Below are 13,915 nucleotides of genomic sequence, written 5' to 3' on the forward strand. Positions count from 1 at the left end.
GTTGGCGTTAGTGTCCGGCCGGCGCAGCCGGCGGTGTCAGAAAGTGGTGCAGCACGGCGGCCGGAATGCCGCCCTCGCTCATGAGCTGTCGCTCGGCCTGCGTCAGCACCTGCGCGCTGACCTCGAAGCGGACCTGGCGCGTGCCGTCGTCGGCGATCACCTGGATGGGCTCGCCGTCGAGGATGCCGGCCTGCACATTCTCGAAGGTGTAGCGCTCCGCGCCGCTCAGGCCCAGCGCGCGCCAGCCCTGGCCCGGCGCAAAGGCGAGCGGCAGCACGCCCATGCCGACCAGGTTGGCGCGATGGATGCGCTCGAACGATTCGGCGATCACGGCGCGTACGCCGAGCAGCGCCGAGCCCTTGGCGGCCCAGTCGCGGCTGCTGCCCATGCCGTAGTCTTTTCCGGCCAGGATGATGCTGGCGCTGCCGTCGGCGGCGTAGGCGCTCGCGGCGTCGAACACCGTCTGTCGCGTGCCATCCGGGAAGTGCGTGGTCCAGCCCCCTTCCACGCCGGGCACCAGCGCATTCTTGATGCGGATGTTGGCGAAGGTCGCGCGCGTCATCACGTGGAAGTTGCAGCGCCGCGCCACGTAGGTGTTGAAGTCGCGTGCGGCGATGCCGGCCGCGCTCAGGTACTGGCCCGCGGGCGTGTCCGCCGGAATCTCGCCGCTGGGCGAGATGTGGTCGGTGGTGAGCGAGTCATCGAAGGCCGCCAGCACGCGCGCCTGGCGCAGGCGCTGCGACAGATCGGCGAGCGCGTCCTGCGGCAGGTCGCGGAAAAAGGGCGGCGCGACCAGGTAGTGCGAATCAGGATCCCACGGGAAATGCAGGCCGCGCGGGGCGTCGAGCGCCTGCCACATGGCGCTGTCCAGCGCCTCGGGCGCATACATCTCGCGGTAGAGGCTGGCCTGCGAGGCGTGCGGCAGCAGCGCCGCGATGTCGCCCGGGCTGGGCCAGATGTCGCGCAGCATCACCGGCGTGCCGTCCGCGTCCAGGCCGAGCGGCTCGCGTTCGAAGTCCAGGTCGATCCGGCCGGCGAGCGCGTAGGCCACCACCATGGCGGGCGAGCCGATGTAGTTGGCGCGCACCAGCTTATGGATGCGCCCTTCGAAGTTGCGGTTGCCCGACAGCACGGCGGCCGTCACCAGCTTGCCGTCCGTGATGGCGTCGGCGGCGGCGGGCGTGAGCGGACCGGACTTGCCGCCGCAGGTCGTACAGCCATAGCCGATCACGTGAAAGCCCTGTTCGGCGAGCGGCGCGAGCAGCCCGGCGTCGTCCAGGTAGCGCGTCACCGCGCGCGAGCCCGGCGCCAGCGAACGCTTCATCCACACCGGCGGCGAAATGCCGCGCGCCAACGCGTTGCGGGCCAGCAGGCCGGCGGCCAGCATCACGCCCGGGTTGGAGGTGTTGGTGCACGAGGTGATGGCGGCCAGCACCACGGCGCCGTGGCCGAGCGCGGCGGGCGAAGAAGCGGGCGCGGGCTCCGCGCCGAAACCGCCCTCGGCGATCGGCTGGGTCAGGCGGCGGCGGAAGTCGGCCGGCACCTGGCCGAGCGCCAGGCGGTCCTGCGGGCGGCGCGGGCCGGCGACGGCGGGCTCGGCCTCGCTCAGGTCGATCTCGATCACGCGGGCGTAGTCCGGCGTGCCGCGCGTGGCGTCGTCGCGCCACAGGTGGTGGGCCTGCGCGTAGGCCTGGATGAAGCCGGCCTGCGCTTCGTCGCCGCGCGTCATGCGCAGATAGGCGATGCTTTGCGCGTCGAGCGGGAAGAAGCCGCAGGTCGCGCCGTATTCGGGCGCCATGTTGGCGATGGTGGCGCGGTCGGGAATGCTCAGCGCGGCCACGGCCGGGCCGAAGAATTCGACCATCGTGCCGGTGACGCCGGCGGCGCGCAGGCGCTGCGTGATGAGCAGTGCGGCGTCGGTGGACAGCGCCGGCGCGCGCACGCTGCCGCTCAGGCGCACGCCCACCACCTCCGGAATCGGAAAGGTGTAGGCCTGGCCGAGCAGCGCGGACTCGGCGTCGATGCCGCCCACGCCCCAGCCCAGCACGCCCAGCGCGTTGACCATCGGTGTGTGCGAGTCGCCGCCGATCACGAAGTCGGGATAGGCCCATTCGCCGTCGGCGCGCTGCTGGCGCGCGACCACGCTGGCCAGGTATTCGAGATTGATCTGGTGAATGATGCCGGTGCCCGGCGGAATCACGCGCAGGCCCTTGTAGGCCTGCTGCGCCCACTTCAGGAAGCGGTAGCGCTCGTCGTTGCGCTCGAACTCGCGGCCCAGGTTGAACTGCACGGCCTCTGCGTCGCCCCAGCGGTCCACCTGCAGCGAGTGATCGACGATCAGGTCGACCGGCACGCGCGTGTCGACACGCGCCGCGTCGCCGCCGGCCTCGGCCACCGCGTCGCGCAGCGCGGCGAGGTCCTGCAGCACGGGCAGCCCGCTGGAGTCGGGCAGGATCACGCGCGCAACGTGCAGCGGCAGGTCGGCGCCCACGTGTTCGCGCCAACGCCACAGACGCGCGATTTCCGCGTCGGAGACTGCCGCACCCCAGGCCTGATGGCGGTACAGGTTCTCGAGCAGGATCCGGATCACATACGGCAGGGCGTCCAGGCGGGCAGAGTCCTGTTCCGGGGCGGCGGCGGCCAGGTCGATGGTATGCAGCGACTGGCCGCCATGGACGAACACATGAGTCATGGCGGCGATGTTGGGCGAAAATCTCAACTGGCGATCATCTTACGGCTGCACTCCGGATAGTGTCAACACTATCGCGGCTTACTGTAGTCGATGGCAGGTTGCCAAGCCGCCCGAATTGCCGGGCTCCACACCCAAAGTGTCTGCGTTATTGCGTAGGAAATACCTAGGGTTTTCCCAGGGTTATGCGTGGGCGTCCCTGTAATTTCCCCTCGGATGGTGTGTTTTTCACGCGTCAATCTGTTTTTGCGCTTGTTGGCAAAAGAGTTGACACTTTTTTCGATCGTTTGATAGGCTGTCAACACTATGAGCACTTCCATGCCCACCGAAACCCTCAAAGACGAGCCGTCCGGACCGCTGGCCGACACCGTCTTCGGGCAGGTGCTGGACGCCATTTATCAAGGTCGCCTGGCGCCGGGCAGTGTCATCAACGAGGTGGCACTGGCCCAGGAATATGGCGTGAGCCGCGGCCCCGTGCGCGAAGCCGTGCGGCGGCTGCAAGGCATTCAACTCATCACCCGCGAGCCCTACATGAAGGCGCGCGTGGTCACGCTGTCGGCGGCCTCGGCGCTGGAGCTGTTCCAGATGCGGATGGCGCTCGAGGGCGTGGCCTGCAACCTGGCCACGCGCCGCATGAGCGACCCGGAGATCGCCGACCTGCTCGACGAGCTCGAGCAGGACCGCCAGCAACGCGTGGCGAGCAAGCAGGGCGAGGCGGCAGCGCCGCGCGTGTTCGACTTCCACGAGCGCATCGTTCGCGCCTGCGGCAACCAACGCATCATCAACAGCCTCTGCGGCGACCTCTATCACCTGTTGCGCGTCTATCGCCGCCACTCGGGCACCGTGCTCGAGCGCAAGGACGACGCCTACGCCGAGCACTGGCAGATCGCGCGCGCCATCCGGGCGCGCGACGCCGAACTCGCCGAATCGCTGATGCGCTCGCACATCGAGCGCGCGGCCCAGCATCTTTTCGAACACCTGGCCGGAGGTGCGCCCGCGATCGCGGGGCAGCACGTCCCGGTCACCTGACGTTTCTCTTGGAGCAGCAAGTCATGAGCAATCCCCGCCACCAGTTCCGGCAACTCTTGAAGAACGAGCCCTTCCTCGTTTCGCCGGGCGTCTACGACGGCTACAGCATCCGCCTGGTCGAGGCGGCGGGATTCAAGACGGCCTGCACCAGCGGCGCCGCGCTCTCGAATGCGCTGCTCGGCATCGCCGACATCGGCGTGATGGGCCTGTCGGAGAACGTGGCGCATTGCCGCAACCTGGCGCGCTCGGTCTCGATCCCCATGACGGCCGATGCCGACACCGGCTACGGCAATCCGGTCAACGTCTTTCACACCGTGCGGATGTTCGAGGAGGCCGGCGTCGCGGGCATCAACCTCGAAGACCAGGTCAGCCCCAAGCGCTGCGGCCACATGCCCGGCAAGGACGTGGTGAGCGAAGCCGAGATGGTCAAGAAGATCGAGGCCGCCTGCCTGGCCCGCCGCGACGATGACTTCGTCATCATCGCCCGCACCGATGCGATCGCCGTCGAGGGCATCGAGGGGGCGGTCAAGCGCGCCCGCGCCTACGGCCAGGCCGGCGCCGACATGATCTTCCCGGATGCCGTGCGCACCGAAGACGACATCAAGCGCCTGGTCGACGCGGCCGGCGTGCCGCTCACCATCAACATGGGCTTCGGCATCCGGGCTCGCCCGACCACCCCGCTGATCCCGCTGCCGCGCCTGAAGGAAATCGGCGTCAAGCGCATCAGCCTGCCGCGCATGCTGCCGGCCGCCGCGATCTTCGGCATGCGCCAGGCGCTCGAGGTGATGCAGGGCGTGGTCAAGACCGGCGAGCCGGCCGACCGTCCCGACCTGCTGGTGGGCATCGAAGACATCATGGCGCTGATGGGCTACGAGGAAATGCGCGCCCTCGAAAAGCGCCTCACCACGCTCGACGCCTGAGCGGAGCCGCCGTCATGAACACCGTGCCGCGTCCGCGCTGCATCGTCACGGGCGCATCGTCGGGCATCGGCCTGGCGCTGTGCCGGCTGCTGCTCGCCCAGGGGTGGGACGTGGCCGGCGTGGACTGCCAGCCCGGCGCCGCCGAACTGGGGCCGGGCTATGCGCACCATTGCGGCGACCTCGCCGATGAGGACGCGGTGCAGGCGCTCGGGGCAGGGCTCGCGGGCGCGCCGGTCACCGGCTTCGTGCACGCGGCCGGCCTGATGCGCACCGGCGGCATTGCCGACACCGACCCGGCCGATGCGGCACTGCTCTGGCAACTGCACCTGGCGGCGCCCTCGGCCCTGCTGCGCGCGCTCGTGCCGCAACTGGTCGAGCAGCGCGCGCGCATCGTGCTGGTATCGAGCCGCGCCGTGCTGGGGCGGGCGCAGCGCGCCGCCTATGCGGCCAGCAAGGCCGCGCAGATCGGCCTGGCGCGCAGCCTCGCCGCCGAGCTCATCGGCCGCGGCATCACGGTCAATGTGGTCGCGCCCGGCGCGGTCGATACGCCCATGCTGCGCGATCCGTCACGCGGCGCGCCGCCGCAGGTCGCGCTGCCGCTCGGCCGCCTGATCCAGGCCGACGAGGTGGCCGCCGCCATCGCGTTCTTCCTGTCCGCGGCCGCCGGCGCGGTCACCGGGCAGACCCTCTATGTGTGCGGCGGCGCCTCGCTCGGCGGAGCGCCGCTATGAATACGACGTTGCCGGCAATGCGCGCGCAGCCGATCGACCTCGCCGGCCAGGTGGTGGTGATCACCGGCGCAGCGGGGGATCTGGGCTGGGCCATCTCCCAGGCCTGCCGCGCCGCGGGCGCGCGGGTCGCGCTGTGCGACCACGACGCGGGCGCACTCGCCGAACGCGGCGTGGCCGGCTGCGCCGACGTGCTCGCGTTCGATTTCGATCTCGCCGATGCCGCCGCCGCCGAAGCGGCCGTGGGCCGGGTCGAGGCCGCGTGGGGCCGTGTCGACGTGCTGGTGAACAACGCCGCCGTCGTCACGCCCGGCGCGAAGGTCTGCGACCTCGATCTTGCGCAGTGGCGCGCAGCGCTCGACATCAATCTCACCGGCGCGTGGCTGATGAGCCGCGCCGTGTTGCCGGGCATGCGGCGCGCGCGGCGCGGCCTCGTGCTCAACGTCGCCTCGCAGCTGGGCAGTGTGGCCGCGCCCGGACGGGGCGCCTACGGCTCGAGCAAGGCCGGGCTGATCGCGCTGGCGCGCGCCATCGCGGTGGACTACGCCGACGAAGGCATCCGCGCATTGAGCCTGTCGCCCGGCGCGGTGCTGACGAGCCGCGTGTTGCGCCGCTACGGCAGCGCCGAGGCGGCCACCGCGGCCCTTGCGCCGCGCTATCCGGCCGGCCGGCTGGGCGACGTCGACGAAGTTGCGCAGACCGCCCTGTTCCTGATGAGCGGGGCGGCTGGCTTTATCACGGGCACGGATTTGCGCGTGGATGGGGGTTACACCGCGATATAGCGGCGGACCCGTTTTGTTCGTTTCAAAAGCACAGAGGAACAGAAGATGAAGCAGGGGAATTGCAGCAGGTTCATGGCCCGACGCCGCTGGCTCGGAGGCGCCGCCGCGGCGCTGGCAATGGTGGTCGCACCGCTGGCCGCACAGGCGCAGGAAACCGCCGCCAACTTTCCGACGCGGCCGATCAACATCGTGGTGCCGTTCCCCGCGGGGGGCGCCACCGACATCACGGCGCGGCTGGTGGCCGAGGGTCTGTCGAAGAAGTGGGGGCAGTCGGTCGTGGTGGAAAACCGCCCGGGCGCGGGGGGCAACCTCGGCTCCGAATACGTGGCACGCGCCACGCCGGATGGCCACACCATCGTGCTCGGCGTGACCGGTTCGCACGGCATCAACATCTCGCTCTACAAGAACATGCGCTATGACCCGCGCACCGACTTCGAGCCGCTGACCCAGGCCACGCTCTATCCCAACGCCATCGTGGTCAACAAGGACGTGCCGGCCAACAACCTGCAGGAACTGATCGCGCTGCTGAAGAAGGGCGGCGTGCAGTATGCCTACGGCTCCGACGGCAACGGCACCGCGTCGCACCTGGGCATGGAGCTGCTGAAGAACCGCGGCGGCTTCGAGCTGCCGCACGTGCCGTATCGCGGCAGCGCCCCGATGGTCACCGACCTGCTCGGCGGCCAGATCCAGGTGGGCATCACCGGCCTGCCGGCGGTGCAGGCGTATGCCAAGAGCGGCAAGCTCAAGGTGATCGCGCTCACCACCGGCGAACGCTTCGCCAGCGCGCCCGACTACCCGACGGTGGCCGAACAGGGCTTCCCGGGCTTCGTCGCGCCGCCGTGGTCCGGCTTCTTCGCACCGAAGGGCACGCCCAAGCCGATCGTCGACAAACTCTCGGCAGCGATGCGCGAGGTGATGGCCGACCCGGTGTTGAAGGAAAAGATGGTCGCGGCCGGCAGCGAATTCACGCCGTCCACGCCCGAAGCATTCAAGGCCTTCATCGACAGCGAAATCGCCAAGTGGGCCGAGGCCGTGAAGATCTCGGGCGCCCGCGTCGACTGAGTTCACGGGTTTGTTCGGGCGGCGCCGCGCGGCGCCTCGTCGTACCGGTGCGCGGCCCGCGAGGGCGCGCGCACCACACCGTGCAGTGGGGCCTTTGGCCCGGGGCGACGCGCCGCAGGCCGTCAATCGCCGGTACGGCCGGCGCGCCGTCATTCATGCCAAATCCGCCCGTAAGGGGATTTGGCTCTTTTTTTTGCCGCGCACTCTGGCGCCCGACCCGCCCCGATGGGCCCCGGGATAGCCATGATTGCATACAATTTTTGAGTACATTAAAGTGTGATCTTTCCCCTGGACCCTGCGCGGAGATGCTCATGTCCACCCCCCTGGCCGGCCCGGCCCTGGATGCCCTGATCGGCCGCTTCCTCGAAGAACAGCACCCGGCGCAGATCGCCTTTCTGCGCGAGCTCGTGCGCGTGCCCTCCGACAATCCGCCCGGCGACTGCGCGCCCCATGGCGCCCGCGCCCAGGCGCTGCTCACCGAGCTCGGCCTGACCGTGCACGCCCACCCGGTACCCGCCGACCGGGTGCACGCCAACGGCATGCGCTCGGCCACCAACCTGATCGTGCGCAAGACCTTCGGCCAGGGCGGCCCGGTGATCGCGCTCAACGCGCATGGCGACGTAGTGCCCCCCGGCGACGGCTGGACCCACGATCCCTATGGCGGCGAGGTCGTGGACGACCCGCACCACGGGCCGGTGATGTTCGGGCGCGGCGTGGCGGTGTCCAAATCGGATTTCGCCACCTACACCTGGGCGCTGCTGGCCTTGCAGCACGCGCAGGCGCATGGCGCGGACCTGCACGGCGCGCTCGAGCTGCACTTCACCTATGACGAAGAGGCGGGCGGCGAGATCGGGCCCGGGCTGATCATGGCGCAGGGCCTGAGCAAGCCCGATTACGTGATCTCGGCGGGCTTTGGCTACGGCATCACTTCGGCGCACAACGGCTGTCTGCACGTGGAGGTGACGGTGCGCGGCAAGCAGGCCCACGCGGCCATGCCGCACACCGGCGTCGACGCGCTGGAGGCCGCCACCCACATCCTGCGTGCGCTCTACGACCACCGCGCGGTGCTGGCGCGCAAGCACTCGGCGGTGCCCGGCATCGACACCCCGGGCCTCACGGTGGGCCTGATCGCGGGCGGCATCAATACCAACGTGGTGCCCGACCGCGTCACGTTCCGCGTCGACCGCCGCATGATTCCCGAGGAGTCCGGCTTCGACGCCGAGGGCGAGCTGCGCGCCCTCGTGCAGGCCGCGGCCGCGGCGCGCCCGGGCATCGAGGTCGACGTGCGCCGGATCATGCAGGCCGAGCCGCTGGCCGAGCTGCCCGGCGTCGAGGCGCTGATCGCGCCCTTCGCGGCGCGCGCCCAAAGCGTGTTCGGCGTCGAGATCCCCGTGCATGGCGTGCCGCTCTACACCGACGCGCGCCACTACACCCACCATGGCGTGCCGACCGTGCTCTACGGCGCCGGTCCGCGCACCCTGATGGACGCGCGCGGCCACAACACCGACGAAAACCTGCGCCTCAACGACCTGCTGAAGGCGACCCAGGTGGTGGCGCTGGCGGTGTCGGATATGCTGCGGGCGCGCTGACCGCCGCTCGTCGCACACCGCTTGCCGCGCGCCGCCCGCGGCACACCGATTCCGGCCCCTGACGCACGAGGCCGCGCGATCCGCGCGGCGTTGTGCGTCAGGGGTCGGTGTTCAGGGCTGCGGCGCCGGCAGCAGGGCGTAGCGCGCCAGGTCGCCGTCGTAGCGCTTGGGCAAGGGGCGGGCGAAGTCGCCGAGCTTGCTCGTGGCCAGCCGCAGCGCCACCAGCGACTCCACCAGCTTCACGCCCGCCGTCACACCCTCGACCACGGGCGCGCCGATCTCCGCGGAGATCTGGGCGCACAGGTCGGCCATGCCGGCGCAGCCCAGCACGATCACGTCGCTCCGGTCTTCATGCAAGGCGCGGCGGCACGCTTCGGTGATGACGCGGCGTGCGTCGGAGCGCGGATCCTCCAGCGCCAGCACGGCGAGCTCGCTGGCGCGCACGTTGCGGCAAAAACGCGCGAGCCCGTAGCGCTCGGCCAGGTGCCAGGCCATGCCGCAGGTGCGCGACAGCGTGGTGACCACCGAAAAGCCCGTGCCGATGAGGCTGGCGCAATGCATGGCCGCCTCGGCGATGCCCACCACCGGCCCGCGCGCCAGCTCGCGCGCGGCATACAGGCCAGGGTCGCCGAAGCAGGCGATGACGTAGCCGTCGCATCCCTCGTCTTCTCCCTTGCGTATCTCGTCGAGCAGGCCCGGCACGGCGAGCGCATCGTCGTAATGGCTCTCGATCGACGCCGGCCCCATCGCGGGGCTGACGGCCACCACCTCGGTGCCGGCGGCGGCCACCTGGCGTGCGCAGGCCGCCATCTTGTCGGTCATGCTCCAGGTGGTATTCGGGTTGATGAGCTTGATCTTCATGGGCGTCTCGAATGAGGGAGGGGGGGGGCGTCACGGGCGGGCGGGCCGTTTGCAGAACACCGAATACAGCACCAGCGCCGTGCCCATGCCGATGAACCACGCATAGTTCGCCAGCGGATGCAGCGCAGTGATGAACACGCACGCCATGGGCAGCAGCACCGACGGAATCAGGACGGCGATGGCGGTGCGGTTGTAGCCCTTGTGGTACCAGTAGCGGCCGCCGGGCGTCATCGTGAACAGCTCGTCCACGTCCACCTGCTGGCGCCGCACGATGTAGTAGTCGGCGATCAGGATGCCGAACAGCGGGCCGATGAAACTGCCCAGCACGTCCAGCGTGTAGTGGATCATCTCCGGGTTGTGATAGAGATTCCACGGCGTGATGAAGATCGAGCCCACCGCCGCGATCATGCCGCCGGCGCGCCAGCTGATGCGTTGCGGCGCCACGTTGGAGAAATCGAAGGCGGGCGACACGAAGTTGGCCACGATGTTGATGCCGATGGTGGCGATCATGAAAGTGAGCGCGCCCAGCACCGCAGCAAAGGCGTTGTCGATGCGGCCCACGGTCTCGACGGGATCGTGGATCATCTGGCCGAACACCGGCTGCGTGGCCGAGATGGTGATGACGGTCAGCAGCGAGAAGCCCAGGAAGTTGACCGGCAGGCCCCAGAAGTTGCCGCGCCTGACCGCCTTGAACGACTCGCCGTAGCGCGAGAAATCGCCGAAGTTGAGCATGGGCCCCGAAAAGTACGACACCACGAGCGCGATGGCGCTGAGCGTGACGCCGACAGCGGCCCAGCCCTCGTATTTCACTTCGCTCAAGGTGAAGCTGATGTTGTTCCAGCCCGCCTTGTAGACCAGCCAGCCGGCCAGCATGAACATCACGACGTACACCGCCGGCCCGGCCCAGTCGATGAACCTGCGGATCGATTCCATGCCGTGCCAGAACACGGCGGCCTGCGCCACCCACAACACCATGAAGCTGAGCCAGCCCAGCGCCGACAGCCCGGCGAAGCCGTGCAGCGTGACGTCGGCATAGGGCGCCAGCGTGGGAAAGAATTTCAGCACCACGATCAGGAAGGCGCCCGACGCCAGGTAGGTCTGGATGCCATACCAGGCCACGGCGATCAGGCCGCGGATGACGGCGGGGATGTTGGCGCCTTTCACGCCGAACGCGACGCGGCAGATCACCGGATAGGGCGTGCTGGTGACCTGGCTCGGCTTGGCCACCAGGTTGCAGAAGAACTGCACGATGAGAATGCCCACGATCAGCGCCAGCAGGACCTGCCAGCTCGTCAGGCCGAGCGCGAACAGGCTGCCGGCCGTGATGTAGCCGCCCACGCTGTGCACGTCCGACATCCAGAACGCGAAGATGTTGTATGAGGTCCAGGTTTGTTTTTTCAGCGGCGCCAGGTCGTCGTTCACGAGGTCCGGGTCGTAGCCCGGCTTGATGGCGGCATTGTCGGCATGGGGCGAGGTGTGCGCCATGCCGGCGGCAGGTGTGACGGGGTTCAGCGCTTTCAGTTCGGCATCCATGAGGCGGGACTCCAGAAGTGCCGGTGCGGGCAGGGCTGCGCGCGTCGGCGAGTCAGTGGCTTACAGCTTCGGATCGACTACGGAACGGCGATGATGCGAATAGGTGGTGCTGCGGCCAGGCGGCGCCTGCGGTCTGGAAAAGGGTGGGGTCCGGCGGGGCGCGTACGCGTCCCGCTCAGGTCAGGTCGTCGGGGGATGGGCCGCGCGCCAGTGGCGGGCGATGTCGATGCGGCGCGCCACCCAGACCCGCTCGTGCTTTTCCACGTGATCGAGAAAGCGGATCAGGCCGGCCATGCGTCCCGGCCTGCCGAGCAGGCGGCAGTGCATGCCGATCGACATCATGCGCGGCGTCTCGGCGCCCTCGGCGTAGAGCACGTCGAAACAGTCGCGCAGGTACTCGTAGAAATGCTGGGCCGTGTTGAAGCCTTGCGGCGTGGCGAAGCGCATGTCGTTGGTGTCGAGCGTGTACGGCACGATGAGATGCTGCCGCAGGACGCCGTCGGCGTCGCGCAGCGCGGTCCAGAAAGGCAGATCGTCGCCGTAGTAGTCGCTGTCGTATTCATAGCCGCCGTGCTCCACCAGCAGGCGCCGCGTGTTGGGGCTGTCGCGGCCGGTGTACCAGCCCAGCGGCCACTGGCCCGCGGTGAGGTCGCGCACGATCTGCGTGCCCAGCCGCATGTGTTCGCGCTCGGTGGCCTCGTCGACATTCTGGTAGTGGATCCAGCGCAGGCCGTGGCACGCGATCTCGTGGCCGAGCTCGAGGCAGGCGCGCACCACGTCGGGATGGCGCTGCAGCGCCATCGACACGCCGAACACGGTGAGCGGCAGGCCGCGCTTCTCGAACTCGCGCAGGATGCGCCAGACGCCGACGCGCGAGCCGTACTCGTAGACCGACTCCATGCTCAGGTGGCGCGCCGGATAGGCGTCGGCGCCCACGATCTCCGACAGAAAGCGCTCCGAGGCCGGGTCGCCATGCAGCACGCAGTTCTCGCCGCCTTCCTCGTAATTGAGCACGAACTGCAACGCCACGCGCGCATTGCCGGGCCAGGCGGCATGGGGCGGCCGGCGGCCGTAGCCGATCAGGTCGCGCGGATAGTCGGCATTGGACACGGGCTGAGACGTCACGATGGCGAACTCCCATTCTGCTGCGGGGCCGCTGCGGTGGTGCGCGTGCACGCCCGGCGTCGGCCTGGATGCGTTGATCGATGCGGCTAGGGTCGTGCGAGGGATGCGCCCAGCGCATCCAGAAAGGCCGCCACCGCGATGCCGGCCAGCTGGGCGTCTTCCGCGGTCATGGTTTCGAGCGGGTTGTGGCTGATGCCGCCGTTGCCGCAACGCACGAACAACATGCTCATGGGCACGCGGCGACCGATCAGCATGGCGTCGTGGCCGGCGCCCGAGGGCAACTCCAGAATCGGGATGTCGTGCTTCGCAAGCGCGGTGCGCCACAGCGCCATGTGGGCCGCGTCGCACGGCGTGGCGGCGGCGCGCAGCAGCTCCTCGCTCTCGGCCTGCACGCCACGACGCGCGCAGATTTCGGCGATGCGCGCGTCGATGTCGGCCAGCGCGGCGTCGCGCAGGGCATCGCTGCCCGCGCGCACGTCCAGCGTCAGCAGGCAGGCGCCGGGGATGACGTTGATCGATCCGCCCGGCACCTCGAGCACGCCCACCGTGCCCACCAGACCGGGCTCCTGGCTGCAGCGCGATTCCACGTACAGCGCGATCTCGGCGGCTGCGCAGGCGGCGTCGCGGCGCATGCCCATCGGCGTGGTGCCGGCATGGCCGGCCAGGCCGGTGAGCCTGAGCCTGCGCCGCACGCTGCCGGCGATGGCCGTGACCACGCCGAGCGGCAGCCCGCGGCCGCACAGCACCGGGCCCTGTTCGATGTGCACCTCGAAGTAATGCTGCGGCACTCCCGCCGCAGGCCCCGCGTGCGCGATCGCGGCCGGATCGTGGCCGGCGGCCTCGATGGCCTCGCGCATGCTCACGCCATCGGCATCGCGCAGCTCGAGCTGCGCCATGTCGAACATGCCGATGTAGGCCGACGAGCCCAGGAAGGTGCTGCCGTAGCGCACGCCTTCCTCTTCGGCGAAACCCACCACCTCGAAGTCGAACGGCAGCCGTTGCCCGCGCGCATGCAGATCCGCCACCACCGCGATGGGCAGCAGGATGCCCAGCCGGCCGTCGTACTTGCCGCCGTTGCGCACCGTGTCGAAGTGGCTGCCGGTGCTGACGCGCTGGGGCTGGCCCACGCCGGGCGCGGCGCGATAGCGGCCCACCACATTGCCTGCCGCGTCCTGGTGCACCTCGTCGAAACCGGCCTCGCGCATCCAGGCCTGCAACTGCAGCGCCGTGGCCTGGTGCGCCGGCGTCATGTAGGTGCAGGTGAGGTGCTCGGGGTGATCCGACCACCGGGCCAGGAAGTCGGCCTGGTTCATCACCCGCGCGCCCAGGTCCGGCCGCACGGCCTCATCGGAGGGCAGGGGCTGGGCGGCGGCGGCTGCGTTCGGTGTCATGAAGAGGGCCTGGAGAGTCGGAAGGGAAGGCCAGGATAGCGCGGGGCTGATGGTGTATTTAATCTTAATGCACAAAGATTGTGTACAAAATTGGCTAATGGATTTCCCCTAACCCCCGTGGCGCGATCTCGTCCGCGCCGGCAGCGCCGCGCCCGTCGCCCGCACGCAACGTGTGCCGGCGTTTCGGACGGATGCGAATGGCCCAT

The 13,915-nt window shown here is 69.5% G+C and carries 11 protein-coding genes; 6 read left to right on the plus strand and 5 right to left on the minus strand.

The features are described 5' to 3' along the window. Positions 1 to 7: 7 nt before the first annotated feature. Positions 8 to 2,692, minus strand: coding sequence for an aconitate hydratase AcnA (gene acnA, locus CEG14_RS05835; protein WP_094825427.1), 2,685 nt, complete (start codon positions 2,690 to 2,692; stop codon positions 8 to 10). A gap of 303 nt (positions 2,693 to 2,995) precedes the next feature. Between acnA and CEG14_RS05840 the strand changes: the two genes are divergently transcribed. From CEG14_RS05840 to CEG14_RS05865, 6 genes are all read left to right on the plus strand, one after another. After that, positions 2,996 to 3,718: a GntR family transcriptional regulator gene (locus CEG14_RS05840; RefSeq protein WP_094825428.1), complete on the plus strand. Its 723-nt coding sequence runs from the start codon at positions 2,996 to 2,998 to the stop codon at positions 3,716 to 3,718. A 23-nt stretch (positions 3,719 to 3,741) separates the two neighbouring features. Further along, a complete protein-coding gene (locus CEG14_RS05845; protein WP_094825429.1) occupies positions 3,742 to 4,638 on the plus strand; it encodes an isocitrate lyase/PEP mutase family protein in 897 nt (298 codons plus the stop codon). 14 nt (positions 4,639 to 4,652) lie between these two features. Further along, positions 4,653 to 5,369, plus strand: a complete 717-nt coding sequence (locus CEG14_RS05850) for an SDR family NAD(P)-dependent oxidoreductase (RefSeq protein ID WP_094825430.1) — start codon at positions 4,653 to 4,655, stop codon at positions 5,367 to 5,369. Further along, positions 5,366 to 6,148, plus strand: coding sequence for an SDR family NAD(P)-dependent oxidoreductase (locus CEG14_RS05855; RefSeq protein ID WP_256985592.1), 783 nt, complete (start codon positions 5,366 to 5,368; stop codon positions 6,146 to 6,148). The genes CEG14_RS05850 and CEG14_RS05855 overlap by 4 nt, the downstream gene beginning before the upstream one ends. A 72-nt stretch (positions 6,149 to 6,220) precedes the next feature. Continuing rightward, positions 6,221 to 7,210: a Bug family tripartite tricarboxylate transporter substrate binding protein gene (locus CEG14_RS05860; RefSeq protein ID WP_176461395.1), complete on the plus strand. Its 990-nt coding sequence runs from the start codon at positions 6,221 to 6,223 to the stop codon at positions 7,208 to 7,210. Between the two features lie 311 nt (positions 7,211 to 7,521). Next, a complete protein-coding gene (locus tag CEG14_RS05865; RefSeq protein WP_094825433.1) occupies positions 7,522 to 8,799 on the plus strand; it encodes a M20/M25/M40 family metallo-hydrolase in 1,278 nt (425 codons plus the stop codon). Positions 8,800 to 8,910: 111 nt separating this feature from the next. Here the strand turns inward: CEG14_RS05865 and CEG14_RS05870 are convergent, their stop codons facing one another. The 4 genes from CEG14_RS05870 to CEG14_RS05885 form a co-directional block, all read right to left on the minus strand. Then, the gene (locus tag CEG14_RS05870; protein WP_094825434.1) at positions 8,911 to 9,660 is read right to left on the minus strand and encodes an aspartate/glutamate racemase family protein; all 750 of its coding nucleotides are present in this window, start codon (positions 9,658 to 9,660) and stop codon (positions 8,911 to 8,913) included. A 30-nt stretch (positions 9,661 to 9,690) separates the two neighbouring features. Further along, entirely contained in the window at positions 9,691 to 11,193 is a 1,503-nt protein-coding gene (locus CEG14_RS05875) for an NCS1 family nucleobase:cation symporter-1 (RefSeq protein WP_373454178.1), read from the minus strand. A 180-nt stretch (positions 11,194 to 11,373) separates the two neighbouring features. Then, on the minus strand, positions 11,374 to 12,303 hold the full coding sequence (puuE, locus tag CEG14_RS05880; RefSeq protein ID WP_094825435.1) for an allantoinase PuuE: 930 nt from the start codon (positions 12,301 to 12,303) through the stop codon (positions 11,374 to 11,376). Positions 12,304 to 12,404: 101 nt separating this feature from the next. Next, positions 12,405 to 13,709 (minus strand): hydantoinase/carbamoylase family amidase, encoded by a 1,305-nt coding sequence (locus CEG14_RS05885; RefSeq protein WP_094825436.1) that lies wholly within the window; start codon positions 13,707 to 13,709, stop codon positions 12,405 to 12,407. Positions 13,710 to 13,915: the final 206 nt, after the last annotated feature.

The sequence above is a fragment of the Bordetella genomosp. 1 genome, from assembly GCF_002261335.1.
In the GTDB taxonomy this organism is placed as follows: Bacteria; Pseudomonadota; Gammaproteobacteria; order Burkholderiales; family Burkholderiaceae_B; genus Bordetella.